The 25973-nt window shown below is 68.6% G+C and carries 26 protein-coding genes; 10 read left to right on the top strand and 16 right to left on the bottom strand.

Annotated features, from left to right (window positions below; all coding sequences use genetic code 11):
- Positions 1-2: 2 nt before the first annotated feature.
- From argG to ACU6RU_RS12615, 4 genes are all read right to left on the bottom strand, one after another.
- On the bottom strand, positions 3-1436 hold the full coding sequence (gene argG / locus ACU6RU_RS12630) for an argininosuccinate synthase (protein WP_446726706.1): 1434 nt from the start codon (positions 1434-1436) through the stop codon (positions 3-5).
- Positions 1437-1592: 156 nt separating this feature from the next.
- Positions 1593-2444 (bottom strand): MetQ/NlpA family ABC transporter substrate-binding protein, encoded by an 852-nt coding sequence (locus tag ACU6RU_RS12625; RefSeq protein ID WP_446726705.1) that lies wholly within the window; start codon positions 2442-2444, stop codon positions 1593-1595.
- Positions 2445-2539: 95 nt separating this feature from the next.
- On the bottom strand, positions 2540-3283 hold the full coding sequence (locus ACU6RU_RS12620; RefSeq protein WP_446726704.1) for a methionine ABC transporter permease: 744 nt from the start codon (positions 3281-3283) through the stop codon (positions 2540-2542).
- The gene (locus tag ACU6RU_RS12615; RefSeq protein ID WP_289330571.1) at positions 3280-4266 is read right to left on the bottom strand and encodes a methionine ABC transporter ATP-binding protein; all 987 of its coding nucleotides are present in this window, start codon (positions 4264-4266) and stop codon (positions 3280-3282) included. The genes ACU6RU_RS12620 and ACU6RU_RS12615 overlap by 4 nt, the downstream gene beginning before the upstream one ends.
- Before the next feature lie 275 nt (positions 4267-4541).
- On the opposite strand from ACU6RU_RS12615, the gene ACU6RU_RS12610 reads away from it, so the two are divergent.
- Positions 4542-5750 carry an MFS transporter gene (locus tag ACU6RU_RS12610; protein ID WP_446726703.1) on the top strand — a complete coding sequence of 403 codons (1209 nt, stop codon included), beginning with the start codon at positions 4542-4544 and terminating at the stop codon, positions 5748-5750.
- A 44-nt stretch (positions 5751-5794) separates the two neighbouring features.
- Here ACU6RU_RS12610 and ACU6RU_RS12605 read toward each other — a convergent pair whose 3' ends face one another.
- Together ACU6RU_RS12605 and ACU6RU_RS12600 are read right to left on the bottom strand one after the other, a co-directional pair.
- Positions 5795-6667, bottom strand: coding sequence for a helix-turn-helix transcriptional regulator (locus ACU6RU_RS12605; protein WP_446726702.1), 873 nt, complete (start codon positions 6665-6667; stop codon positions 5795-5797).
- A gap of 175 nt (positions 6668-6842) precedes the next feature.
- Positions 6843-7511: a peptidylprolyl isomerase gene (locus ACU6RU_RS12600; protein WP_120263864.1), complete on the bottom strand. Its 669-nt coding sequence runs from the start codon at positions 7509-7511 to the stop codon at positions 6843-6845.
- Between the two features lie 158 nt (positions 7512-7669).
- Here ACU6RU_RS12600 and ACU6RU_RS12595 point away from each other — a divergent pair, with 158 nt between their 5' ends.
- A complete protein-coding gene (locus ACU6RU_RS12595) occupies positions 7670-8116 on the top strand; it encodes a hypothetical protein (protein ID WP_120264470.1) in 447 nt (148 codons plus the stop codon).
- On the opposite strand, the gene ACU6RU_RS12590 is transcribed toward ACU6RU_RS12595, so the two are convergent.
- From ACU6RU_RS12590 to ACU6RU_RS12580, 3 genes are all read right to left on the bottom strand, one after another.
- Positions 8061-8768, bottom strand: coding sequence for a phosphatase PAP2 family protein (locus tag ACU6RU_RS12590; protein ID WP_446726701.1), 708 nt, complete (start codon positions 8766-8768; stop codon positions 8061-8063). The two genes, ACU6RU_RS12595 and ACU6RU_RS12590, sit on opposite strands and share 56 nt — an antisense overlap.
- Positions 8769-8849: 81 nt before the next feature.
- Positions 8850-9533 carry a hypothetical protein gene (locus ACU6RU_RS12585; protein WP_289330575.1) on the bottom strand — a complete coding sequence of 228 codons (684 nt, stop codon included), beginning with the start codon at positions 9531-9533 and terminating at the stop codon, positions 8850-8852.
- Entirely contained in the window at positions 9530-10438 is a 909-nt protein-coding gene (locus ACU6RU_RS12580) for a helix-turn-helix transcriptional regulator (protein ID WP_446726700.1), read from the bottom strand. Before ACU6RU_RS12580 ends, ACU6RU_RS12585 begins: the two co-directional genes overlap by 4 nt.
- 85 nt (positions 10439-10523) lie before the next feature.
- Here ACU6RU_RS12580 and ACU6RU_RS12575 point away from each other — a divergent pair, with 85 nt between their 5' ends.
- Positions 10524-11378: an aldo/keto reductase gene (locus tag ACU6RU_RS12575; protein WP_301114749.1), complete on the top strand. Its 855-nt coding sequence runs from the start codon at positions 10524-10526 to the stop codon at positions 11376-11378.
- 264 nt (positions 11379-11642) lie between these two features.
- On the opposite strand, the gene ACU6RU_RS12570 is transcribed toward ACU6RU_RS12575, so the two are convergent.
- From ACU6RU_RS12570 to ACU6RU_RS12560, 3 genes are all read right to left on the bottom strand, one after another.
- A complete protein-coding gene (locus tag ACU6RU_RS12570; protein ID WP_446726699.1) occupies positions 11643-11966 on the bottom strand; it encodes a hypothetical protein in 324 nt (107 codons plus the stop codon).
- Between the two features lie 202 nt (positions 11967-12168).
- On the bottom strand, positions 12169-13971 hold the full coding sequence (locus ACU6RU_RS12565; protein WP_446726698.1) for an alpha/beta fold hydrolase: 1803 nt from the start codon (positions 13969-13971) through the stop codon (positions 12169-12171).
- On the bottom strand, positions 13968-14567 hold the full coding sequence (locus ACU6RU_RS12560) for a TetR/AcrR family transcriptional regulator (RefSeq protein ID WP_446726697.1): 600 nt from the start codon (positions 14565-14567) through the stop codon (positions 13968-13970). The genes ACU6RU_RS12565 and ACU6RU_RS12560 overlap by 4 nt, the downstream gene beginning before the upstream one ends.
- Before the next feature lie 355 nt (positions 14568-14922).
- On the opposite strand from ACU6RU_RS12560, the gene ACU6RU_RS12555 reads away from it, so the two are divergent.
- Positions 14923-15414 (top strand): FBP domain-containing protein, encoded by a 492-nt coding sequence (locus tag ACU6RU_RS12555; protein ID WP_446726696.1) that lies wholly within the window; start codon positions 14923-14925, stop codon positions 15412-15414.
- A gap of 44 nt (positions 15415-15458) precedes the next feature.
- Here the strand turns inward: ACU6RU_RS12555 and ACU6RU_RS12550 are convergent, their stop codons facing one another.
- Positions 15459-15722 (bottom strand): helix-turn-helix domain-containing protein, encoded by a 264-nt coding sequence (locus tag ACU6RU_RS12550; protein ID WP_120264468.1) that lies wholly within the window; start codon positions 15720-15722, stop codon positions 15459-15461.
- A gap of 58 nt (positions 15723-15780) precedes the next feature.
- Between ACU6RU_RS12550 and map the strand changes: the two genes are divergently transcribed.
- The gene (map, locus tag ACU6RU_RS12545; protein ID WP_446726695.1) at positions 15781-16551 is read left to right on the top strand and encodes a type I methionyl aminopeptidase; all 771 of its coding nucleotides are present in this window, start codon (positions 15781-15783) and stop codon (positions 16549-16551) included.
- Here map and ACU6RU_RS12540 read toward each other — a convergent pair.
- Positions 16535-17251 (bottom strand): Pr6Pr family membrane protein, encoded by a 717-nt coding sequence (locus ACU6RU_RS12540; protein WP_446726694.1) that lies wholly within the window; start codon positions 17249-17251, stop codon positions 16535-16537. The genes map and ACU6RU_RS12540 overlap by 17 nt on opposite strands.
- 181 nt (positions 17252-17432) lie before the next feature.
- On the opposite strand from ACU6RU_RS12540, the gene ACU6RU_RS12535 reads away from it, so the two are divergent.
- Both ACU6RU_RS12535 and ACU6RU_RS12530 read left to right on the top strand, forming a co-directional pair.
- The gene (locus ACU6RU_RS12535) at positions 17433-18179 is read left to right on the top strand and encodes a GNAT family N-acetyltransferase (RefSeq protein ID WP_446726693.1); all 747 of its coding nucleotides are present in this window, start codon (positions 17433-17435) and stop codon (positions 18177-18179) included.
- Positions 18180-18324: 145 nt separating this feature from the next.
- On the top strand, positions 18325-19704 hold the full coding sequence (locus ACU6RU_RS12530; RefSeq protein WP_446726692.1) for an HNH endonuclease: 1380 nt from the start codon (positions 18325-18327) through the stop codon (positions 19702-19704).
- Positions 19705-19991: 287 nt separating this feature from the next.
- Here ACU6RU_RS12530 and ACU6RU_RS12525 read toward each other — a convergent pair whose 3' ends face one another.
- The gene (locus ACU6RU_RS12525) at positions 19992-20624 is read right to left on the bottom strand and encodes a LysE family translocator (RefSeq protein ID WP_289330583.1); all 633 of its coding nucleotides are present in this window, start codon (positions 20622-20624) and stop codon (positions 19992-19994) included.
- Positions 20625-20649: 25 nt separating this feature from the next.
- Positions 20650-21657: a LacI family DNA-binding transcriptional regulator gene (locus ACU6RU_RS12520; RefSeq protein WP_289330584.1), complete on the bottom strand. Its 1008-nt coding sequence runs from the start codon at positions 21655-21657 to the stop codon at positions 20650-20652.
- 178 nt (positions 21658-21835) lie between these two features.
- On the opposite strand from ACU6RU_RS12520, the gene mmsA reads away from it, so the two are divergent.
- The 3 genes from mmsA to ACU6RU_RS12505 are packed head-to-tail and all read left to right on the top strand — an operon-like array spanning position 21836 to position 25868.
- A complete protein-coding gene (mmsA, locus tag ACU6RU_RS12515) occupies positions 21836-23359 on the top strand; it encodes a multiple monosaccharide ABC transporter ATP-binding protein (protein WP_446726797.1) in 1524 nt (507 codons plus the stop codon).
- Complete coding sequence (mmsB, locus tag ACU6RU_RS12510) at positions 23356-24699, top strand: multiple monosaccharide ABC transporter permease (RefSeq protein ID WP_120263850.1); 1344 nt, start codon at positions 23356-23358, stop codon at positions 24697-24699. The genes mmsA and mmsB overlap by 4 nt, the downstream gene beginning before the upstream one ends.
- Positions 24700-24749: 50 nt before the next feature.
- A complete protein-coding gene (locus tag ACU6RU_RS12505; RefSeq protein ID WP_446726691.1) occupies positions 24750-25868 on the top strand; it encodes a substrate-binding domain-containing protein in 1119 nt (372 codons plus the stop codon).
- Positions 25869-25973: the final 105 nt, after the last annotated feature.

The raw sequence follows: 25973 nt of genomic DNA, 5'->3' as shown, positions 1-25973 counted from the left end.
TGTCAGTCGGCGCCGAAGTCGAACGAGGCGGACTCGCCCGCGGCATCCACTCGATCGGCCAGATCCTGGTCGGTCTGCTCGACGTTGCCGGTGATCTCAGCCGCACCGCCGCGCTCGAGGTCGCCCACGAGCTCGGCCGTCGGACCCCCGATGAGGCCGATGCCGGCGTAGTGCTCGAGCCGCGAGCGCGAGTCGGCGATGTCGAGGTTGCGCATCGTGAGCTGACCGATGCGGTCGGTCGGGCCGAAGGCCGAATCGCCGACGCGCTCCATCGAGAGCTTCTCGGGCGAGTACGACAGGTTGCGGCTCTCGGTGTTCAGGATGGTGTAATCCTCGCCGCGGCGCAGGCGCAGCGTGACGGTGCCGCTGATCGCGGAGCCGACCCAGCGCTGGATCGACTCGCGCAGCATGAACGACTGCGGCTCGAGCCAGCGGCCCTCGTACATGAGGCGTCCGAGGCGGCGACCCTGCTCGTGGTAAGTGGCGAGGGTGTCTTCGTTCAGGATGCCGTTGACCAGCCGCTCGTACGCGATGAACAGCAGGGCCATGCCCGGCGCCTCGTAGATGCCGCGGCTCTTCGCCTCGATGATGCGGTTCTCGATCTGGTCGCTCATGCCGAGGCCGTGGCGGCCGCCGATCGCGTTCGCCTCCATCACGAGCTGGACGATGTCGGAGTACTCGACGCCGTTGACGGCGACGGGACGTCCGGCTTCGAAGGTGACCGAGACGTCCTCGGTCTCGATCTCGACGGCCGGGTCCCAGAAGCGCACACCCATGATCGGCTCGACGATCTCGAGCGAGACGTCGAGGTGCTCGAGGGTCTTGGCCTCGTGAGTGGCGCCCCAGATGTTGGCGTCGGTCGAATAGGCCTTCTCGACCGAATCGCGGTACGGGAAGCCGTGCGCGACGAGCCATTCGCTCATCTCGGTGCGGCCGCCCAGCTCGGTGACGAAGTCGGCGTCGAGCCACGGCTTGTAGATGCGCAGCGCCGGGTTGGCGAGCAAGCCGTAGCGGTAGAACCGCTCGATGTCGTTGCCCTTGTACGTGGAGCCGTCGCCCCAGATGTCGACGCCGTCCTCCTTCATGGCGCGCACGAGCATCGTGCCGGTTACGGCACGGCCGATCGGCGTCGTGTTGAAGTAGGTGCGACCGCCCGAACGGATGTGGAACGCGCCGCAGGCGAGGGCGACGAGGCCCTCCTCGACCATCATCGGCTTGCAGTCGATCAGACGCGAGCCCTCGGCGCCGTACTGCAGCGCGCGGCCGGGGATCGACGCGATGTCGTCTTCGTCGTACTGACCGAGGTCGCCGGTGTAGGTGAAGGGGACGGCGCCCTTGTCACGCATCCACGCGACCGCGACGGAGGTGTCGAGACCCCCCGAGAAGGCGATGCCGACGCGCTCGCCGACGGGCAGGGACTGGAGGACCTTCGACATGGGGACAATCCTACTGAGCGGGGGCGTGCCCGTTGTGCCCCGAGCGGGGCGGGGGGAGGACGGACGTGCGCGAACTCCTCAGATCCGGCGGGATCGGCCGCGGTTGGGCCGGGAGGGGGGGAGCGGGCGGCCGGATCTGAGGAGTTGCTGCAGGCGTCAGCCCTTCGTGACGGGGACGACGAGGCCGCCCCAGGTCTCGTTCTCGAAGTCTGCGGTCTCGGATGAGGTCAGCAGCTCGTACAGCGCGACGATCCGGGGGTCGTCCTTCAGGTCGGGACGCGTGGCCAGCACGTTGTAGTACGGGCTGCCCTCGCCCTCGGTGAGGATCGCCTGGTCGGCGGTGAGGCCCGCGGGAAGCGCGAAGCTGATCGTGACGAACGCCGCATCGACGTCCGGCACGGCCTGCGGCAGCGTCGCGTTCTCGATCTCCTGGAACTCGAAGTCGCGCGGGTTGTCGGTGATGCCGGTCAGGTCGACGACGTCGTCGGAGACCTCGATCAGACCCTCCTGCGCGAGCAGCTTGAGCGCACGGCCCTCGTTCGTCGGGTCGTTGGGGATCGCGATGGTCGCGCCGTCGTCGAGATCGTCGAGGCTGTCGACCTTGCTGGAGTAGAACGCGGCCGAAGGCAGGTAGGCCTCGCCGACGCTGATGAGGTCGGAGCCGGTGTTGGTGTTGAAGTTCTCGAGGAACGTCGAGTTCTGGAACAGGTTCGCGTCGATCGAACCGTCGACGAGCGCGGTGTTGGGCGTGTTGTAGTCGGTGAACGGGACGAACTCGATCGTCAGCCCCAGCTCCGCGGCGCCGTTCTCGGCGATGTGGTTGAGGATGTCGCCGGCAGGCGTCTGCAGCGCGCCGACCTTGAGCGTGCCGAGGCCGTCACCCTCTGCGCCGCCCGACTCGGATGCCGGCGAGCCCGCGCATCCCGCCAGGATGAGGGCCGCGGAGGCGACGGCGGCCAGGACGAGCGGGGTGCGGGCGATGCGGATGCCACGGATGCTGCGGGACATGGAGGGTTCCTCTCGGGAAGACGGTGCGTTGCGGATGTGTGTCGCGTTGCGGGGTGACGGGGCGGGTCGTGCGGTGCCGAGGCCGGGCGCCCGGGTCAGGCGCGGCCGCGGGCGTCGGCCCGCTGCATCCGGGCGCTCGATGCGGTTCTGCGGGTGCGTGGCGTGCGCCGGGCGAGGCGCCGGGCGCCCCAGCTCGCGAGGCCCTGCAGCACCATGACGATCGCGAAGATCACGACGATGACGCTGACGATGTGGATCCAGCTGTACTGCTGGTAGCCGTAGCGGATCGCGACGTCGCCGAGCCCGCCTCCGGCGACGGTGCCGACCATCGCCGAGAAGTTGATGATCGAGGTGACGGTCGTCGACAGGCCGAGCAGCATCGCGGGGGCCGCCTCGGGCAGCAGCACCTTCGTCACGAGCTGCCAGCGGCTCGCTCCGAGGGATGCCGCGACCTCCAGCAAGCCGTCGTCCACCTCCTTGATCGCGATCTCGACCATGCGGGCGAAGAACGGGATGGCGACGACCGACAGCGGCACGATCGCCGCGGTCGGTCCGATGAAGGTTCCGACGATGAGGCGGGTGAAGGGGATCAGCGCGACCATCAGGATGATGAACGGCACCGATCGGCCGAGGTTGACGATGAAGTCGAGCACGCGGTTGACGACGATGCCGACCCGTCGTGAGCCGAACGGGGTCGCGAGGAAGCGTCCCTGCTCGGTGCCGACGAGCACGACGCCGAGCGGCAGGCCGATGACGATCGTCGCGAGCAGCGCGACGCCCACCATGTAGAGCGTCTGGCCGCTGGCGACCAGCAGCAGATTGAGCAGTTGCTCGTTCACGCGGCATCCCCTCCCTGCAGGACGTCGACGATGAGACCCTGGCCGTGCAGGTCGGCGATGACGGCGGATGCCGCGGCCGCGGGCACCTCGAGCCGGGTGCGGCCGGCCTGCGTGCCGGCGATCTGCTCGACGAGCGCGCCGAGGAGGGACACGTCGACGTCGTGATCGCGGGCGATCCTCGCGATGACAGGACGATCCGCGGTGCCCCCGGCGAAGGTGATGTCGATGACCGTCGCGCTCGGATCGGCCCCGGCGGGGATCGGCCCGAGCGGGAAGAGCTGCGAGGTGAGCCGCGAGCCGGGCGTGCGGATGACGTCGGTCAGGCGACCGCTCTCGACGATGCGCCCGTGCTCGAGGAGGGCTGCCGAATCGCACGTCGACTTCACGACATCCATCTCGTGGGTGATGAGGAGCACGGTCAGCCCGAGCTCCGCGTTGATGCGGCGGTAGAGGTCGAGGATCGACGTCGTCGTCTCGGGGTCGAGGGCGCTCGTCGCCTCGTCGGAGAGCAGCACGCTCGGGCCGCTCGCGAGGGCGCGGGCGATGCCGACGCGCTGCTGCTGCCCGCCCGACAGCTCGTGCACGGCGGCGTCGCCCCGGTGACCGAGGCCGACGAGGTCGAGCATCTCCTGCGCGCGGTCGCGCCGCCGGGCCCGGGGGCTGCCGTCGAGTTCGAGGGCGAGCTCGACGTTGCCGCGCACCGACCGGCTGCCGAGGAGGTTGAAGCGCTGGAACACCATGCCGATCCGGCGGCGTGCCGTGCGCAGGCTGTTCGGGTCGAGGGCGGTCAGATCGACCCCATCGACGACCACCCGGCCTGTATCCGGGCGCTCGATGAGATTGACCATGCGGGCGAGCGTGCTCTTTCCCGCGCCGGACTGGCCGACGATGCCGTAGATCTCCCCGGAGGGGATCTGCAGTGAGACGTCGTCGACGGCGGTCAATCCGCCGTAGCTCTTCGATACGTGCTCGAGCGCGATCACGGTCGGGCCTTTCGGAGGTCATCGCCGTCGGGTCGTCGGCGTCACCCCCGAGTTTCGCGTTCGCGCGCACCTCGACGAATTCTCGTTACCCCAGATGTCGTCGACGGTTGCGCGAGAACGCACCGCCGCCGCGAGAACGCACCCTGAACGGTGCGTTCTCGCGGCAAGGGTGCGTTCTCGGGGCCGCGCCGCCACACGCGGGCACCGGCCGGACGGTCGGATGCCGCGGACGTTCGGTCGGGCGCCGAGCCGGAGGAGCGAGGAGCATCGGAAGCATGACCTCGACCACACCCATCCCGCTGACCCACGAGAACGCCGCGCCCATGAGATATGGCGGCCTCATCGTCGTCATGCTCATGGGCTTCCTCGTGGTCACCGCGGAGTTCCTCCCCAACGGCGTGCTCACCGAGATGGCCGCGGGTCTCGGGGTGACGCCCGGGCAGGCGGGTCAGACGGTGACGGTCACCGCGCTCGCCGGGCTCATCGTGGCCCCGACGGTCGGCCTCGTCTTCCCCCGCATGGATCGACGGACTCTGCTTGTGTGGGCCGCGGCGGCGGCATCCGTGTCGAGCATCGTCGTCGCGCTCTCACCGCACCTCATTACGATCCTCGTCGCACGCTTCTTCCTCGGCGCCTCGATCAGCGCCTTCTGGTCGATGTCGATCACGGTCGCCGCCCGCCTCGCGGGCCCAGACCGCATCGGTCGGGCGATGATGTTCACCTCCGCTGGAGTGTCGCTCGCGACCGTGGCCGGTGTGCCGCTCGGCGTGCTCCTGAGCGAGGCCCTCGACTGGCGCATCGCGTTCGCCGTCGTGGGGGTGGCGACGGCTGCCGTCGCGTTGGCCGTGCGCCTCACCCTGCCTGCCGTGCCGGCCGCGGCGACGTCCAGTCTGCGGCTGCTCGTCGACTCGCTCCGGCGCACCGGTGTCGCAGCGGGCATGATCGGCCATGTCCTGGTGGTGCTGGGACACTTCCTGGCGTACACCTTCATCCGGCTGGCGCTGGAGCGGGTTCCGGATGTCGGCGCCGAGACGATCGTGCTGTTGCTGGCGGTGTTCGGCGCGGGCGGGCTCATCGGGAACCTCGCGATCGGGTTGCTCGTCGACCGCGCGTTCCGCGTGCTCGCCGTGACGGCGCCCGTCGTCATCGCCGCCGCGATCGCTCTCCTGGTGCTGCTGCCCGGGTCGATTCCGGTCGTCATCGTCGCCGTGTTCGCGTGGGGGTTCTTCTTCGCGTCGTGGCTCATCATCGTGAACACGTGGGCGGGTCACCGGATGCCCGACCGGCTCGAGGCCGGCGGCAGCCTCACCGTGACCGGCTTCCAGCTCGCGATCATGCTCGCGGCGGGCCTCGGCGGGCTGCTGGTCGATCTCGCCGGTGTCGTCGCCGTCGATATCGTGGCCCTGTCGCTGCTCACGGTCGGCGCGGTGCTGTTCGGCTGGGTCGTCCGGACCCACGAGGCCGACCGGATGCGGCACGCCTGACGAGACGTCGACCGGCCGGGTGCCTCGCGGGGGCGGCGTGGTCGTCAGCGCAACGCCGCCGCCGACGCCCGGGCGCGCCACAGCGAGGGCGCCATCCCGGTGTGGCGGCGGAAAGCGCGGCTGAAGCCTTCGTCCGAGCCGTAGCCCAGGGCGCGTGAGGTCTCCGAGACGGACGCACCCGACTCGAGCATGTCCTTGGCGTGCTGCATCCGGATCTCGGCGACGTAGCCCGCGGGAGAGCGTCCGTAAGCGCGCCGGAACCGTGCGGCGAACACTGTCCGCGACATGGCGCTGAGGCTCGCGAGCTGGTCGATGGTCCAGTCGTGACCGGGGTCGGCGGCGACGGCCTCGGCGGCGCGGCTGAGGAACGGGTCGACTGTCGGTGCGGGCCAGGCCGAGGCGCCGGCGGTGTGCGCCGCCCACGCCCGGATGGCCGAGAGCAGCACGGTCTTGACCATCATCCGGCAGATCACCGCGTCGCCGGATCGCGCCGAGGTGGTACCCGCGCCGAGGTGGCTGACGAGTGCGGCCGCCGCAGGCTCGAGTGCGACGAAACCGTCGACGAAGACGAACGGAGGCAGCGGCGTCACGGCAGCGAGCGAGACGTCGGCCGGGACGACGGTGAGTTGCGCGCCCGACTGCGAGGTCAGTGAGATCGGACGACATCCGAGGCTCACGAAGGCGTCGCCGGCGAGGAGCGTTCGCGCCCCGGAAGCGGCGGCGGCATCGCCCGAGAGCCCGGCGACCGTGCAGCTCGTGCCGGATGCGGGATCCCCGGTGATCTCGCCCGATCGCACATAGACCAGCGTGGCTTCGCCGGTGCCGAGGTGCAGCGACCCGTCGGGGGCGAGGTGCGTTCGGCGGGCCGTGCCCGGACGGATCTCGAGGGATGCCAGGGCCTGCTCGAGCGCGATCACGCTTCCGACAACGCCATCCCCCGCGGCCCCATTCCGCCGCGCGTCCCCGGGCGCCCCCGCGCGCTCGCGCGCGAGAACGCACCGGCGCCGCGAGCACGCACCCGGCGCGGTGCGCTCTCGCCGAGAGGGTGCGTCCTCGCCCCGCCGCCCGCCGCCGCCGCCGCCCGCCTCGGGCTCAGCCGAGCGTGACGCCGGTGATCGTGACCGGAGTCGCGGGCGCGCCGTCGGCAGCGCCGCCCTCGGCACCGGCCGCGGCCACCTCGCGCACGACGGCGAGGCCCGCCTCGTCGAGCGTGCCGAAGACGGTGTACTTGGCGGGCAGCGGGGTGTCCTCGTACACGAGGAAGAACTGCGAGCCGTTCGTGTTCGGTCCGGCGTTGGCCATCGCGACCGTTCCGGCCGGGTAGGTCTCGCTGCCGTCGAGCTCGTCGGCGTAGTTGTATCCGGGGCCACCGCGGCCGGTTCCCGACGGGTCGCCGCACTGCAGCACGAAGATCCCCGAGGTGGTGAGGCGGTGGCAGGGCGAGTCGTTGTAGTACCCCTGCTCGGCGAGCGACACGAAGCTGCCCACCGTGCAGGGCGTGCGCTCGGCATCCAGGGTCATGGGGATGTCGCCGGCCGACGTCTGCAGGACGGCCGACACCTGACCCGTCACCTCCGACTCGGCGGGCGGGAGCTGCACGTCGCGCACGCCGCCAGCAGCCTCGACGTAGGCGCAGGCGCCCTCCGGGACGGTCTCGGCGGTCGGCATCGTGTCGGGCTCGGCTGGCGTGGGCGACGATGCGCATCCGGCGAGAGCGAGAGCCGACAGGACGAGGAGGGCGGAACCGAGGCGAGCGCGCATGATCAGAGCCTACGGTCTCGGATGCCGCCTGCCGGGCACCGGAATCGACGCGATTCGGTAGCGGGAGCGAGGCCCGGATGCCGGACCTGGCCAGCACGCGCTGCGAGTGGCACGATCGGACCGTGATGCTCGCGTCGCGGGCCGCGGAAGGGGTGGCGATGGGTGACAACACGGCGGGCGGTGCCGGGTTCTCCGACGAGGAGAAGGCCGCGATGAAGCAGCGGGCCGAGGAGCTGCGTTCGACGAAGGGGCTGAAGGGCGCCGCGAAGCTCGCGAAGGAGCTCGAGGCGTGCATGGAGGCGATCGACGCGCTCGCGGGGATCGACGGCGAGGTCGCCCGCATGGTCCACCGGATCGTCTCGGAGGAGGCATCCGACCTCGACCCGAAGACGTTCTACGGATTCCCCGCCTATGCGCGCGCCGGCAAGGTCGTCATCTTCGTGCAGCCCAAGTCGAAGTTCGACACCCGCTATCCGACGCTGAACTTCGACGAGACGGCCTCGCTCGATGACGGGGCGATGTGGCCGACGTCGTTCGCGATCGTCGAGGTCACTCCCGAGGTCGAGCGTCGCGTGCGGGATCTGGTTCGCGCTGCGATCGACTGAGCTCCGATCGACTGAGCCCCGGGGTCGGCGAGAGCGGGATCGCCCGCGGCTCTCGCGTCGCCGCGATCGCGACGACCGTCAGCAGGGCGGGCACGGCGAGGCCGAGCAACGAGCCGGCAGCGACGTCGTGCAGATAGTGGGCGCCCTCGAACAACCGTCCCGAGAGGACGATGAGTGCTGCGGCAACGGCCGTCCACGTCGCCCATGCCCGGCGCGCGGCGACAGCGATGACCCAGACCGCCCCCATCGCGAGCACGGCGTGGTTCGAGGGGAAGGCGTAGTCCGTGGGGTCGCAGACGGTCAGCGCGGTCCAGCGGGTGCACGGGCGGGCCTGCATGAGCGCCACCTTGACCATCTCGCTGGTGGCGTAGGCGATGACCACTCCGCCGGCCGCGGCGATCGAGATGATGCGGCGTCGCGAGCCGCCCCGCAGTGCGACCGCCAGTGATACGACCGTGCCGACGGCGAGGAGCGCCAGGAAGCCGTCCGAGAGGTAGGCGGTCGCCGGCAGCGCGAGTCCGACGGTCATCGCCTCGCGCGTCACCAGGACGCTGAGGCTCGCGCCCCACCAGGGAATGACCAGCGCGGCCGTTGCGACCAGGGCGACAGCGGACACAGGCAGTATCGAGGAACGGGGTACGGCGGTGCTCACCTCAGCCACGCTAGGAAACGCCGCGTCGCGCGGCATCCGCTTTCAGGCGGTCTCGCATCCTCCCCGAGGTGTATTCCTCGCTCAGGAGAGCAGCGCCTCCGCTCGCAGGGTGAGCGCGATCGCGACGAGCGTCGACAGCAGTCCGGAGGCCAGCAGCAGACCCGGATGCGCGAGCCCGATCACGATCTGGCGCGTACGCGGCGCATCGGCGAGGAAGTGCTCGGGGATGCGGTGGCGCGTGGGCACCGCTGACCAGCCCCGCAATCGCACGAGGTAGCCCGCATAGCGGATGATCAGCACGCAGTACAGCAGGACGGTCACCGGCGGAACGATGCGCGCGAAGAGGTCGGCTGCGGTGAGCCAGGCCGTCTCGATGTTCGTGCCGCTCTCGTCGGCGAGCTGAACGGCGATCGCGCCGCCGATCACGACCGAGCCCAACCAGAACACGAAAGCGCTGAAGAGAGCGAGGAAGCGTGCGAAGAAGTGGGTCAGGATCGACGGTTCGTACTCCAGGTGCGATCTCGGGGTCTGCGACAGCACGATGAGCGTCGCTACCAGCGGCGGAAGCGCCGCGGTGAGGGTGAGGGTCGCGCGCAGCCAGTGCGGTCCGCCGAGGAGGTCGCACACGATGAGCAGGACCACCACGGCCATCATCCACACCAGGCCGAGCGCTGTCGGGTGCGAGGTCACGAACGAGGGATGATGCTCCTCCAGCCGGGCCCCGGCTCGCTCGACGAGGCGCCGTCCCCGATCATTCGTCGTCACGGGTGGATGCTATCGCCGGTGACGCCCGGTGACGGCGACGTGGTGGCGTCGGAAGCCTTCGATGTGGCGCTCCAGCTTGCAAGGAGACGGAGGCGGTCGGCTGTTTCCGATCCTGGTTCGGCGCCGTAGATGATCAGGTTCTGACCGGGGTCGGCCGGCAGCGGAATGGATTCGAATGTCAGGCGGAGATCGCCGACGACGGGATGCCGGATGGATTTGACGCCGGCGTCGTGAGTGCGGACGTCATGGGATCGCCACAGTGCCCGGAACTCGGGGCTGTCGCGGTTGAGGTCGTCGATGAGGTGTTGCAGGTCTCGGTTCAGCGGATCGGTGCCGAGTTCACGCCGCAGGTTCGCGACCAGATTCGCCGCGGCGGTGCCCCACTCGATGAAGAACTCTTGCGCGCCCGGGTTGAGGAACGTGTAGCGCGCGATGTTCGGGGTGTCGTTCGGTGCATCGTCGTAGAGGGGCGAGTAGGTCGCGCGTCCGAGGGTGTTCGCGGCGATGAGGTCGCGGGTGACGGTCCCCACGAACGCGGGTGATTCGCCGCTGAGGCCGTCGAGGATGCGCTGCACGGCGGGTCGCACGAGAGACCGAATGGGGCGCGAGACGGTTCGCAGAGAGGCGGTGGTGCCGGTCAGGTGGAACAGGTGATCGCGTTCAGTGCGCGTGAGTTGCAGCGCGCGGGCGACGGCGTCGAGCACGGACTCGGAAACGAGGCCCACCGCTCCGCGTTCGAGCTTGGTGTAGTAGTCGACGCTCACCCCGGCGAGGATCGCCACTTCTTCCCGCCGAAGTCCCGCGACCCGACGGTTCCCGCCATACGCGGGGAGCTTGGCTTGCTCGGGCGTGATCCGTGCCCGCCGCGACACGAGGAACTCGCGTAACTCGCTTCCGGTATCCATGTTCCGAGGCTACGACCGGCCCGGAACATGAGGGTGGTTCTGGGAGGGCCTGTATCGCCCCGCGCCCCGGCCTTTGACTGACCTCATGGCCACCATCCCCAACGTCACGCTGAACAATGGCGTCGAGATGCCCTCGCTGGGCTTCGGCGTCTACCAGATCCCCGCCGAAGACACCGAGCGCGCCGTCATCGACGCGATCCACGCGGGTTACCGCCTGATCGACACCGCAGCCAGCTACGGCAACGAGGAAGCTGTCGGCCGCGGCATCGCCGCCAGCGGCATCCCCCGGGAAGAACTCTTCATCACGACGAAGCTCTGGATCCAGAAACGCGGCGAGCACGGCACCTTCGAAGCGTTCGAAGCCTCGATGATCAAGCTCGGCCTCGACTACCTCGACCTGTACCTGATCCATCAGCCCTTCGGTGACTATTACGGCGAATGGCGAGCCATGGAACAGCTGCACCACGACAGCCGTGTTCGCGCGATCGGTGTCTCCAACTTCGCTCCCGACCGGCTCGTCGACCTCATCCAGTTCAGCGATACCGTGCCCGCGGTGAATCAGATGGAGACGAACCCCTTCCATCAGCAGTCCGACTACCGGGAACTTCTCACCAGCGAAGGTGTCGTGCTCCAAGCGTGGGCGCCTTTCGCAGAAGGGAGGAACGGCCTGTTCACCAATCCGGTGCTGACCGAGATCGGTGAGCAGTACGACAGATCACCCGCGCAGGTCGTCCTGCGCTGGTTGCTCCAGCGCGGCGTCGCGTCGCTCGCGAAGTCGGTCAAGCCCGAACGAATGCGGCAGAACATCGACGTCCTCAGCTTCGATCTCGCCGCCGAGGACATGGAGCGCATTGCGACACTCGACGCCGGTCAGTCGCAGTTCTTCTCCCACGCCGACCCCGAGATGGTCCGCTGGCTCGCCGGACGCGCCGAGCGCTGAGAACGATCTGTCAGACCCGTTCGGCTTGGAGGAGTGTCTGCAGCAGTGATCGTGCTCGTGCGTGTCTGCTGCGAGCGAACCGGCGTGGTCCTTCACCAACTGAGCGACCCGCTCGTCGTTCGTCACAGCGGGTTCAGGCGCCCCCGTCAATGCAACTCTCCCGTGCAGTCGGTGTCACTGCCGACACCACCGTCGCCGGGGAGGATGTACTCGTCCGCGCCAGCGAAGATCACATTCTGCGCCGCCCCGAAGAATGGCGCGAAGTCACCGGCTCTCGACGTAGTTCATCTCGCCGTTGAAGAGCTCGATCGAGCAGGAGACCTCACGGCCGGTGTCGGTGACGTACGAGATGGGGATCTCGAAATCGGGGATCATTCGCGGGTCGGTGCCGGCTGTGGACGCGAGTGCGATCCCCGGGAGGGCGAGCACGGGCACCGCCACCCACGACAGGCGACGGACACGCCGTCGCCGCGTCGCGTGAACACGAGCCGCGACCCCCACGCGCTCGATTTCAGCTGCGACCATTCCGTCCGTTGATGCGCGGTGCGGGGCACTTGCCCGCAGCAGGTCATCGATCGATGTGTCCATGGCGTCCTCCTAGATGCTCACCACGTACATGGCCGGCACTCGTCCGAACGTTGCACGACAGCGGAAAGTCAGAGCAGAAGGAGTCGAGCAGGCTGGTGGTGTCGCCCGGTGGCCGCGCGACGGCACCGTCAGAGCGTAGAGCCACCAATACCCAGCGAGTGGAAGTGAGGCCCCCGTACCGCCAACGAGCCCGGCCGGCACTTCAGCGTTTCCGCAGGTGCGCGACGAGCTCCCCGGCGTGGGTCAGCTGCGGGTGGTGCCCGGCATGCGCGATCTCGATCATCTCGACGTTCGGCTGTGAGCGCAGTCGGTCGATCATGGCCGACGTCAGCGGGTCGTTGCTGCCCGTGATGATCCGGACGGGGCCATCGAAGCGGAGGAGTGCCGCGACCAGTTCACCGCGCCACTGCTGCGACCGCGCACGGCCGAGATGGTCGGCGACCGAAGCAGCGGAACGGCGGCGAAGATCCGTCGCACTGGAGACGAGCACCGCGGCGCTGGTCGTCGATCCCGTCAGCCGGCGCGAGAGCCGACTCGGCGTCACGTGTTTCAGATAGGCGCGCGACAACCATTTCGGGAGGGACGCTGTTCCCTTCGCCTCCTGCAAGAAGAACGGCGCCACGAGCGTCAGCGATGACACGCCAGCACGCCAACGGTCCGCTGCGACGACCGCAGCAGCCGCGCCGATCGAGTGGCCCACGATATGGGTGTCGCGCCCCGCGAGGACTGCGGGCAGCCATCGCTCCCAATCGTCGATCCCGGAGCCGCCGCTGAGGCCCAGCCCCGGGAGATCTACCGCGCGAGCGCCGATGGTGCGCGCCACCTCGGCCCACGTGTCGGCGTTGAGGGGGAGACCGGGGAAGATCACCCGAGGGGAGTCCGGCGCTCCGAGCTCGAACGTCCGCGTGCGGTCGTAGACGGTGAATCGCCGGTCGGCGGAAACCGCCTGGCCGAAGCGGCCCGCCGCAAGATGGTCGACCCACCGCTCGAGAGAAGACCCGACGTCGGGCATCCGGATGCTGTGCCGCGCCGCGAGATGCTTCGCCGAGTCGGTTGGGTAGTGGTCGGAGGAGAGGAACGTCAGAGTCTCGGGATCGACGCCGCTGATGCTGCGCGGGAGCTTCTTGATGATCGACGTCGGAACGCGCAGTCGTGGGACGCGCGCACCGAGGTGGCGACCGGCGTCCGTGAGCAGGTCCGCGAGAGGCGGCGTGTCGTCGTCGAGCACCCAGTACGACTGCCCGCTCGCCGCAGCATCGACAGCCGCGGCAGCCATGAACGCGGCCAGATAGTCGACGGTCACAACCGGAAGGAACGTCTCGCTGTCGCCGGGCAGCGCGGCCGAGATGCCATCCCAGAGCTGCCTGATCGTCGTTGCGAGGCCGATCAGCTGATCCGATTCCCCTGTCACGCTGTCGCCGATAACACTGGAGGGGTTCACGACCGTCCACGGGATGCCGTGGTCGTTGGCGCGAGCCTGGAAGATCGCGTCCGGTTCCACCTTCGAAGCCTCGTACGCGCCGAGTTCCCGATAGATGGTGGTGCGGTGGTCGTCGCTCCATGGCACCGACGACGGGTCCTGCCCCCCGACGCGGTAGCCCGAGATGTGCACGATCCGGCGGAGACCGGAGATCTCGGCACCAAGGTCGACCACCTTCTCGACGATGCCGACGTTCGCTCGTCGCGCCTCATCCGCGCTCATCCCGAAGCGATACGACCCGGCGCAGTTGTGGATCTCGGTCACGTCGGCAAGTGACGACGCGCCGGCGGAGACGATCTGGTCCGAGTCGAAGTCGACGATCGCCGTGCGGATGCCGCTCGTCACACCTCTCGCAGTGAGCCACTGCCCGACCCGGGCCGCTGATCCGGCGCTCCGCACGCCTGCGGTGACCGTTGCCCCCGCTGCTGCCAGGGTGGCCGTGAGGTGTCTTCCGATCAAGCCGGATGCCCCGAGGACGAGCGCATGGCGAGGGGCCGGGACGAGAGCCGGTCCGGCGGCCGTCACCGCGCGACCGCAGTCGACCGAAGGCGCTGATCGATGAGCTGGCTCACGATGTCAGCGGCCGCGGCGAGGGGCTCAGTGCTTCGCAAAGCCCGGGCCACGATGACAGCTCCCTCGATGGTCGACACGATGACGGTCGCGAGCGAACGAGCCGCGTCGGCGCCGAGTCCGCCGTTCTCGAGAAGGCGTGCAACGGGAGTGATCCAGGATTCGAAGGCGGTTGCGCACGCCTGACGCAGCCGGTCGCTGTTGGCGCCCATCTCCAGGGTGACGACGGAGACCGGGCACCCGAGCTGGAAGTCGCTCTCCACGACGATCGACGCGAGGGCTTCGATCGTCGATCGTGCGGCGGCTGCGGGGCCACCGGCTGTCGCCGCAGCTTCAGCGATGAGAGTTTCGAACTGCGCCCTGGCGAGGTCGACCGCTGCTGCCCCGAGCGCTTCCTTACCCTCCGGGAAGTGGAAGTAGACCGATCCGCGGGGCGCGCCCGCGTGGTCGATCACGGCGTTGAGACCGGTTCCGCTGTAACCGTTGGTCTGAATGAGCTCGAGCATCGAAGCTGCGAGTCGGGCCTTGGTGAGGTCTCCTTTGGATGGCATACGTTCAATATAGACCGATCTACATATTTTGGTGTGCGCACCGCGGATGAGCCGGCGACTCCCCAGCGGGTAAGGAGTAGCCTGGGCGTGTGAGTACCGTCCGTCTGCCGATGCCCTCTGGGCGTGAGGGGGTCTCCGGCGCGCACAGCGCCGGCGGCACAGGCGCGGCATCCTTCGTCTTCCTCGCCGGTTGATCCGGCGCGCGTCGCGTCGACCCATGTCCGCGATGCGCTCTCCCGGTCCCGGGCGACGACTCCGTCGTTCCGGGATGATCCGCTCACGACCGTCCGCTCGCCGTTTCTTCCTGGCGTGATGCGACGGTGGTGCGCGAACGCGTACTCAGACAGGACCCTTCATGTTCGCTCTCACCGCGAAGTCCATTCGCTCCTCCTTCGTCAACGTCTCGCTCCGCGAGCGCAACTCGCTCGTCGTCCCCGCCGACCTCGGCGACGTCGACTGGTCGACCCGTGACTACTACGGGTGGCGCGACCCCAAGACCCCGCTGCTCGGCTTCGTCGTCGCCGAGGTCGACGGGCAGGCCGTCGGCCTGCAGCTGCGACAGGCCGACCAGGCCACGCGCACCCGTCCGCAGTGCTCGTGGTGCTGCGACGTCACCCTCCCCAACGAGGTTGTCTTCTTCGCCGCGAAGCGGGCGGGCAAGGCCGGTCGCGCGGGCAACACCGTCGGGACGCTGCTGTGCTCGGGGTTCGAGTGCTCGCGGAACGTCCGCCGCCTCGACCCGCCGCCCTACCTCGGGTTCGATGCCGCAGCAGCGCGCGATCGCCGTATCGCGATGCTGCAAACCAACGTCGACGCGTTCTTCCGCGACCTGCGCGACGGGGCCTGACCTGCGCGACGGGACTTGCGCGACGGCCACGCCGCTCCCGCAGTTCAGGCCGTCGTCGCGATGTCCGCAAGCATCGCGTCGGCGGCCAGCGTGTCGAGCGAGAGCCCGAGGCTCGTGGCGACAGCGGCGACGGTCGCGAACGACGGGGTCGCGAGGCGACCGGTCTCGATCTTCCGCAGCGTCTCGGGCGATACCCCGGCGGCCGCGGCGACGTCCGTGATCGACCTGTCTCCCCGCGCTCGCCGGAGGTGTGCGCCGAGGCGACGGCCGCGCTCGACGGCTTCGGGCGTGAGCGCGCGACGGACCATCATGCGCTCATCGTACCGGTATAGTTTGACCGGTATTTTTATACCGGAGGAGCCAGCGATGATCGAGATCTTCAGACCGCGCGAGGTGGACCGCGCCCGCGAGACGGGAGCCATCGTCGGCGGCATCCTCCGCGACATCCGTTCCCGGGTGCAGGTGGGCACGAACCTGCTCGAGATCGACGAGTGGACGCGCGAGCTCATCGCCGAGAGTGGCGCGGAATCCTGCTACGTCGACTACGCCCCGTCTTTCGGGCGGGGTCCCTTCGGTCACTACATCTGCACGGCCGTCAACGATGCGGTGCTGCACGGGATGCCGCACGACTACCGCCTCGCCGACGGCGACCTCCTCACCCTCGACCTCGCCGTCATCAAGGATGGTCTCGCCGCCGATGCGGCGATCAGCTTCGTTGTCGGCGGTCGGCGTCCGGAGGGGGCGGTGGCTCTGATCGACGCGACCGAGCGTGCCCTCGCGGCCGGGATCGAGGTCGCACGCGCGGGCAACCGGGTGGGCGACATCTCGCGCGCGATCGGCAACGTGCTCTCTGGTGCCGGGTACTCCATCAACACGGAGTTCGGCGGACACAGCATCGGGTCGGTGATGCACGGCGACCTCCACATCCCCAACACCGGGAGGCCCGGGCGGGGCTACATCCTGCGACCGGGGCTGCTCATCGCGATCGAGCCGTGGGTCATGGAAGACACGAACGTGCTCGTGACCGATGCGGACGGCTGGACGCTCCGCAGTTCGACCGGATGCCTCACCGCGCACACCGAGCACACGATCGCCATCACCGACGGGGCGGCGGAGATCCTCACTCTGCCGCGATGACCTGAGCCGGCAGGGCGCGGGCGCGACGTCGGGTGACCCATACGGTGCCGAAGCCGACGACGACGAAGGCGATCGCGATGACCACGACATACGCCGCGACCATGCCCCAGCCTCCCGGGTTGTCGGGGTTCAGGAACGGATAGGGGTACCAGTGGGGCTCGCCCGTCGTGGGGTTCGTGACCAGCGGCCCACGGATCAGCGTGTAGGCGACCCAGAGCAGCGGGAAGGCGATCACGACCCACACGACCTGCCAGCGGACCGCGCGGCGCCGGGTGCCGATCAGAAGATCGAGCACGAGGAAGATCGGGCCGATCAGGTGCAGCACCTCGTTCGACCACGGCACCGGCTCGGATCCCTGCGGAAGCGTGATCCCGCGCAGGAGTGCGTTGTAGACGACCCCGGTGATGACCATGTACGTCGTCGCACAGGCGAGCGCGGCGGAGAGCCCCAGCGACGATCGCGCCTCGGCGGGGCGAGTGAGCGAGCGGACTCCCGCCGTCGCGAGGACCACCGCAGCGATGACGTTCGAGAGGATCGTGAAGAAGCTGAAGAAGTTCGCGAACACCGTCGCGACGTCGCCGCCGGTCTCGGCCGTCCGCGTGAGCGACACCGTGAGTTGGGTGATGACGGCGGCGAGGATGACGATCGCCATTGCCAACCGCAGAAGCGACCACACCGTCGCCTGCCTCGAGGTCTGCACGAGGGCACACTATCGCTCGCGGCGCCCACGTGAACGCATGTGGCGGCGGTGCGGGATGTCGCGTTGGGTCGCGGCTAGCGTCGCGATGCGGTGTCGGCGGGCATGGATACGCGCTTCTGTGCGTTGGGCCTGACGGCGACCGCGACGAATGCGACCCGCGGTGCGCGAGAGGACGAATCTGATGACCATCACCACCCCTCCTGTTCTGGGAGACTCCGACGTTCGCGACAACGCCGCGTGGCATTCGCTGACCGGGGCGCACGCGCACCTCGCCATCGGCGACGACCTCGTCCGCCGGTATCCCGACGACGTCGCCGGCTTCGTGGGCGTGCGCACGTGGGACGACCCCGCGGTGTGGGATTCGCTCGCGAGCGTGGTGGGCTCGGGCAACGAGTTCAGCATCAGCACGCCCCTGCGCGCGGATGCGACCGGCGCCGGCGCCGGCAGCGCCGAGCCGGAACTGCCCGAGGGCTGGGCCCGCACGTTCGGTGGAGCAGGAGTGCAGCTCGTCGAGACGGACCGTCTGCGCCCGCGGCCGGATGACGAGGCGATCGAGCTCGGAGAGGCGGATGTCGCCGACATGCTCGCACTCGTCGAGCGCAACCGGCCCGGTCCCTTCCGCCCGCGCACCTACCTTCTCGGCCGGTACATCGGCATTCGGCGCGACGGCCGGTTGATCGCTATGGCTGGCGAACGGTTGCAGCCGGGCGAGTGGACCGAGATCAGCGCGGTCGCGACGGACGAGGCGTACCGCAGGCAGGGGCTGGCGTCGCGGCTGGTGCTGGATGTGGCCTTCCATATCCAGCAGCGAGGTGGCCGTGCGATGATGCATGCCGCGGCGTCGAACGTCAATGCGATCGCCGGCTACGAGAAGCTCGGATTCGAGCTGCGGCAACGGACGAACTTCACGGGCGTGCAGGTTCCCTGACCCGGCGGGTCTCGTGACTGGGCGGGTCTCGGGCTCAGCGCGTCTCGTAACCCGGTGATTCCTCCCCAGGGAGTGGCTTGATCGAGTTTTGCAGTTCGCATCTTTGTTCGACGGTAATGTCTGACCCGACTGCCACAATAGGAACATGTCAGCGAACATGGGTGGTGGTGCGGGTGGGCTCGTCGGCTCGCCGCACGGCCCTGCGATCGCGGCATACCGTGAGGCGCTCGCGCTGGTGCATCACGCGGATATCGCATCGGTGCGGGCCCTGGCCGAGTTGGGGCGGTCAGCGCTTCGTGAGGCGCGCCGCGACGGGGTGCGTGGGATGGCGTCGGACATGGAACTGCGGTCGGTCGCGGCCGAAGCGGCCGGGCTGGCGCGGCGCAGCGACCGGCGGCTGCAGGCCGACATCGACCACGCGTTGACGATCGTCGATGACTACCCGGCCGTGTTCGCGGCGTGGGAGCAGCGGCGGATCACCCGTGACCACGTCGAGGTGGTCGTGAAAGCGGCGACCGGGCTGCCGGGCGAGGTGCGGGGAGAGTTCGAGACCGCCGCGATCGCGATATGCGAGCGCGACATCGCCACCCGGGTCACACCCGCCCTGCGCGCCCTGGCAGAACGGCTCCACGAACGCACCTTCACCGATCGGCACCGAGAAGCCGCCGCGGGGCGGTGCGTGCGGGTCCTGCACGGGGTGGATGGAATGTCCGACGTCATCGCGACCGTCCCGACCGTCATCGCGGTGGGGATACTCGACCGACTCACCCAGATGGGCCAATCCGTGAAAGACGCCCGGGCAGAAGGTGCCGCCGCGGGCGGAGCCGATGCCGCGGGCACGGATGAACCGTCTGACACGCGAACGATGGATCAGCTGCGCGCCGACATCCTCGGCGACCTCGTCCTCAGCGGAGCACCCGTGGTCGACCCCACCCACGGGACCGACCGGGCCGGCGGGCTCGGAGCGATCCGCGCACGCGTGCAGGTCGCCGTCACGGCCGAGACTCTGATGGGTTCGGACGAGCACCCGGCTGAGACGGTGAGTGCCGGGTTGATCGATTCCGACACCGCCCGGCAGCTCGCCGGACAGGTCTCCGAGTGGGACCGACTCTTCATCGATCCCGTCACCCGCACCCCGGTCGAGATCGACACATACCGGCCCACCACGGCGATGAAGAAGCTCCTCACCGCCCGTGACCAGCACTGCCGGTTCCCCGGATGCCGCCGGGCCGCGATCCGTTGTGAACTCGACCACACCATCGACTACGCCCTCGGCGGCCACACCCACATCTACAACCTCGCCCACCTCTGCCAACGACACCACTCCATGAAGCAATTCACCCGGTGGGAAGTACGACAGGTCGGCGGCGGGGTCCTCGAATGGACCTCACCCCTGGGGCGGGTCTACCGCGAAGACGCACCTGTGCCCGCGGTCTGCTTCACCACCGAAACCGCCGACACCGACGATCCACCACCGGGCGGTCGAACTGCCGGAGCACCGCCACACGAACCGCCACCCTTCTGAGGGCTGCTGGGCGTGTGCGGTGCGGCGATGCTCGCATCCCTCTGACATGCGCGCGGACGCTATGCGAGGGTCGAGGGGAGGAAAGGGTCGCGTCGAGATGAATGACCGGATTGCTGACGGGCTGCGTGCCCGGGATCGGGAGACCCTGGTTCCCCGATCCAGGCGGTGGCTCGCTGTCGCGGCATTCGCGGGCGTTGTTTCCCTCGTTCCCGCGAGCCTCGTCGACTGCAGCGCTCTTCCTGCTCGACGTCCTGACGTAGCGGGACCCGTCCGCGTGCGGTGCGTCGTCAGCTCTTCGCGCCAGCGAATGCCAGTGTGCCCCCGAGGCCGATCATCATGACGCCGCCCGTCCCGGCGAGCGTCGACATGCGCCGCGGCGAGGTGGCGAACCACGCACGAGCGGTACCCGCCGCCAGAGCCCACATGCTGTCGCACACGACGGCGAGCACCTGGAAGAGGAGGCCGAGCGCGAGGAGCTGCATCCAGATCGGTCCGGCGCCGGGGGCGACGAACTGCGGCAGCACCGCCACGAAGAACGCGATCGTCTTCGGGTTGGTCATACCGACGACGAACCCCTGAGTGAGCAGACGCGTCGGCGAGGTCCGTTCGTTCCCCGACCCGTGGATGCTCGCGCGGCGATGGCGGATCGCCTGCACGCCCAACCACACCAGGTAGGCGGCTCCCGCGATCTTGATCACGGTGAACGCGGCGACCGACGACGCGACGATCGCGCCGACGCCGAACGCCACCGCGATCACGGCGGGCACGGTGCCGAGAGCATTGCCGACGACGCTGAGCACCCCAGCGCGACGCCCCAACGCGATCGACCGCCCGATGACGAACAGCACGCTCGGTCCAGGGATCACGATGATGACGACCGCGGTGAGCAGAAAAGCCAGCAGGTTCTCGAACGGGATCACGAGCGAACGCTACTCCGTCGATGTTTCAGTCATGCGGCGGACGCTCGCCCGACCCGCGCTGCACCAGCGACGTCGCGATCTCGACGCGTCGCGGCGGTGCCGTCGGGCGATCGATCCGATCGATGGCCAGCAGCGCGGCTGCGCGCCCGAGCGCGTGCGCATCGTGCGCGACGACGGAGATCCCCAGCATCTCGGCGAGCTCGAAATCATCGAAGCCGATCAGTGCGCACGGCGACTCGAGGTCGCGCAGCGCCTGCAACGTCGCTGTCGTCGCCCGGTTGTTCCCCGTCACGATCGCGGTCGGCGGATCGCTCGAGCGCATCAGCTCGACGACGGCGTCACGCGTGCTCGCCGTCGGGTCGTCGCCGAGGACCAACCAGCGGTCGGTCTCGCTCACCCCGACCTCCGCGAGCGCGTCGCGGTATCCGGCCAACCGCTCGCGAACCGTGTGCACCGAGGCGGGATTCGCGACGAACGCGATCCGGCGATGCCCGCGAGCGGTCAGCGACCGCACGGCCTCGGCCATCCCGGCGCGGTTGGTGAGCAGGACCGTGTCGGAGAGCAGGTTCTCGAGCGGTCGGTCGACGCCGACGATCGGTGTGCCGAAGTGCCGCTCCGCTTCGAGATACGACTGATCGTCGGCGACGGGGATCAGCAGCAGCGCGCGCACGCCCTGCGACAGCACAGCATCCACCACGCGGCGCTCCGTCTCAGGCGAATCATCCGTCGTCGCCAGCAGCATCGTGTACCCGTGCTGCGCCAGCTCGTACTCGATACCGCCGGCCACGGTGAAGTAGAAAGGGTTCTGAATATCGCCGATCACGAACCCCACGGTGTTGGTCACCCCGCCGCGGCGCAGATCCCGCGCGACGCGGTTCGGGCGGAATCGCAGACGTTCGGCGGCATCCATCACCCGCGCGCGTGTGTCTGCCCGCACCTGGTCCGACCCATGGAACACGCGCGAGACGGTCTTCGCGCTCACCCCGGCGAGCCGGGCGACGTCCTGGATCGTTGCCCGCGTCGGATTCGGCATCCCCGCTCCCTCCGATGACAACGATAGACATTCTATCTGCGGGGCGATGCTTCACACATCGCGGGGCGGGGCGTAGAGTGACGTCGCTCGATGACAACGTTGACATCCGATGAGCTGGGGCAGAGGAGCTTTGGTGATCGAATCAGAATCCGGCGAGCCCGGGCGGGCCCTGCTCGAGATGCGCTCCATCACGAAACGGTTCCCCGGCGTCATCGCCCTCGCCGACGTGTCGCTCACGGTGCAGGCCGGTGAGATCCACGCGATCTGCGGCGAGAACGGCGCCGGTAAATCGACCCTCATGAAAGTGCTCTCGGGTGTCTACCCGTACGGGACCTACGAAGGCGACATCGTCTTCGACGGGCAGACCGCCCAGTTCCGCGACATCCGGGCGAGCGAGGATGCCGGCATCGCGATCATCCATCAGGAGCTCGCGCTCATCCCCGAACTCTCGATCGCGGAGAACATCTTCGTCGGCAACGAGATCGCCCGATTCGGGCGCATCGACTGGGACGCCTCGCGAGCCCGGGCGCGCGAACTGCTCGAACGGGTCGGCCTCCGGGACGACCCGGCTACGCCCATCAAACAGCTCGGTGTCGGCAAGCAGCAGCTCGTCGAGATCGCGAAGGCCCTCTCGAAGAACGTCAAGCTGCTCATCCTCGACGAGCCGACCGCCGCGTTGAACGAGAACGATTCGCAGCACCTGCTCGGCCTCATCACCGATCTGCGCGACCGCGGCGTCACCTCGATCATCATCAGTCACAAGCTCAACGAGATCGCCCAGATCGCCGACTCGATCACGATCATCCGCGACGGCCGGACGATCGAGACGCTCGACGTCCACGCGGGCGACGTCGACGAGGACCGCATCATCCGCGGCATGGTGGGACGCTCGCTCGAGAACCGGTTCCCGCCGCGCGACGTGAGAATCGGCGAGGTCTTCTTCGAGGTTCGCGACTGGACGGTGCGGCATCCGCTCAACGCCGACCGCCTGGTCGCGAAATCGTCGCACCTCACCGTCCGCCGCGGCGAGGTCGTCGGGCTCGCCGGACTCATGGGCGCCGGCCGCACCGAACTCGCGATGAGCCTGTTCGGCCGCTCGTACGGCTTCTACGAAGGCGGCCAGATCCTGATCGACGGCAAGCCCGTCACGCTCAAGGACGTGCCCGCGGCGATCTCGCACGGTCTCGCCTACGTCAGCGAGGACCGCAAGGTGCTCGGGCTCAATCTGCTCGATCCGATCCGACGGTCAGTGGTCTCGGCGAAGCTGCGGAAGATCGCGCCACACGGTGTGCTGCGCAAAGACGAGGAGAGAGCGGTCGCCGACGACTACCGGGGGAGGCTGCGCATCAAGACGTCGAACGTCGACAACGGCGTCTCGAAACTCTCGGGTGGCAACCAGCAGAAGGTCGTGCTCGCCAAATGGATGTTCACCGACCCCGACTTGCTCATCCTCGACGAGCCCACCCGCGGCATCGACGTCGGGGCGAAGTACGAGATCTATTCGATCATCAACGACCTCGCCGCGCAGGGAAAAGGCGTGCTGCTCATCTCGAGCGAGCTGCCGGAGCTTCTGGGCATGGCCGACCGCATCTACACGGTCTTCGAGGGTCGCATCACCGACGAGATCGACGCGCGCGGAGCCACACCCGAAGAACTGATGCGGAGCATGACCGCAGACCGTGGAAAGAAAGTGACCGCATGACTCAGCCCGACACCGCCCCCGTCCGCACCGGCGGGCTGGCCGACATCCGCAAAGCGTTCGGCAGCGGACAATCCACTCTGCGGCAGTTCGGCATCCTCGGATCGCTCGTGCTGATCATCCTCGTGTTCCAGATCTGGACGAACGGTCTGACCCTGTCGTCGGGCAACCTCATCAACGCGATCAACCAGAACTCCTACATCCTGATCCTCGCGATCGGCATGGTGATGGTCATCATCATGGGGCACATCGACCTGTCGGTCGGGTCGGTCGCCGCCTTCACCGGCATCGTGGTGGCGAAATCAATGGCCGACTGGAACCTCCCATCGTCGCTCGCGATCGTGCTCGGCCTCGTCGTCGGCGTGCTCATCGGCGCGTGGCAGGGATTCTGGGTCGCCTACATCGGCGTGCCGGCGTTCATCGTCACCCTCGCGGGGATGCTGATCTTCCGGGGGCTGAACCAGATCGTCGGGCAGTCGACCACGCTCGCCGTACCCGCCGACTTCCAGGTGATCGGCGCGGGGTACCTGCCCGAGCTCCCCTTCATCCCGCTGCCGTTCAACGTGCTGACGCTCGCGCTCGGCGTCCTCGGAGCGCTGTGGATCGTCGTCAACGAGATCCGCCTGCGCCGGCGCCAGGCCAAGACCGGCGCCGAATCCGCCCCGCTGTGGGTCTCGATCCTCAAGGTCGTCGTCGTGGGTGGCGTCATCCTCATCGCCGCGTACTTGTTCGCCACGGGGCGGCCGGGCACCGGTTTCCCGATCTCGGGCGTCATCCTCGTCGCCCTCGTCATCCTGTACTCGTTCATCACCAACAACACGACCTTCGGCCGACGCATCTACGCGGTCGGCGGCAACCGTCTCGCCGCGACGCTCTCAGGGGTGAAGGACCGCCGCGTCGACTTCTTCGTGATGATGAACATGTCGGTGCTGGCCTCGCTCGCGGGCATGATCTTCGTCGCCCGCTCGGGTGCCTCCGGGCCGCAGGACGGCAACGGGTGGGAGCTCGACGCGATCGCGGCCGTGTTCATCGGCGGCGCCGCGGTCTCGGGCGGCATCGGAACGGTCATCGGCGCCATCATCGGTGGACTCGTGATGGCCTTCCTCAACAACGGCCTGCAGCTCGTCGGCACCGGCGCCGACCTCGTGTCGGTCATCAAGGGCCTCGTGCTGCTGTTCGCCGTCGGCATCGACGTGCTGAGCAAGGCGACCGGGCGCCCGTCGATCATCGGCCTCTGGTCGGCGCGACGCCGTGCCCGAGCCGACGTCCCCACACCTCCGACTGTCTTGCCGACCGCCGGAACCAATGAGACCAGTCAGCCCGTCGATGCCGGTCGTCGATGACGACACCGCTCGCTGATGGCTCTCCGCACCGAAGAAAAGAGATGAATGCAATGAAGAAGATCGCTCTCGCCGTCACCGCACTCGCGGTCGCGGCGCTGGCCCTGTCGGCGTGCTCCAATGCGCGCACCGACGCGGGCGCCGGCGGCGACGCCTCCGCTGCGGCGGGCTTCGCGTCCGACGCGACGATCGGCGTCGCTCTGCCCGACAAGACCAGCGAGAACTGGGTGCTCGCGGGCGACCTGTTCACGAAGGACCTCGAGGCCGCCGGCTTCAAGGCCGACGTGCAGTACGCGCCGGCATCCAACACGGTCGCCGAACAGCAGAACCAGATCTCCGCGATGATCACCAACGGTGCGAAGGTCATCGTCATCGGCGCGAAGGACGGCAAGCAGCTCGGGACCCAGCTGCAGCAGGCCGCCGACGCCGGCGTGATGATCATCGCCTACGACCGGCTGCTCGAGAACAGCGAGAACGTCGACTACTACGTCGCGTTCGACAACTTCAAGGTCGGGCAGCTGCAGGGGCAGGCGCTGCTCGACGGGCTCGAGGCTCGGTCGGGCCATGGCGCGCCGTGGAACATCGAGTTGTTCTCGGGGTCGCCCGACGACGCGAACTCTGCTGTGTTCTTCAACGGTGCGATGGACGTGCTGCAGCCGAAGATCGATGACGGCACGCTCGTCGTGAAGTCGGGCCAGACCGAGATCGCGCAGACCGCGACTCAGGGCTGGAAGGCCGAGAACGCTCAGAGCCGCATGGACTCGATCCTCACCTCGACCTACAGCAGCGACACGCTCGACGGTGTGCTCTCACCGAACGACACCCTGGCCCGAGCCATCCTCACCTCGGTGAAGCAGGCCGGGAAGGATGTCGCGACCTTCACGGTCACCGGTCAGGACTCCGAGGTCGAGTCGGTGAAGTCGATCATGGCCGGCGAGCAGTACTCGACCATCAACAAGGACACCGCCCTGCTCGTCGAGCAGACGGTCAAGATGATCGGCCAGCTGCAGCAGGGCGAGGATGCCGATGTCAACGACACCGAGCAGTACGACAACGGCGTGAAGGTCGTTCCCGCGTACCTGCTCGAGCCCGTGATCGTCACGAAGGAGAACGCCGCCGAGGCGTACGCCAACGTCCCGAGCCTCCTCGAGATCGTGACGGCGGCGCAGTAACCCGTAAACGCTCTCAGAACCGGCCCCCAGCTCTCTCGCTGGGGGCCGGTTCTCTGTGTTACGCCGTATCTCCGTGCGTGTCGCCGTGTGAGCAGACGCCACGAC

The sequence above is a fragment of the Microbacterium sp. F1-18 genome, assembly GCF_052921305.1.
Note: the sequence above shows the minus strand (reverse complement) of the source record. Positions and strands in the feature narration are given on the sequence as shown.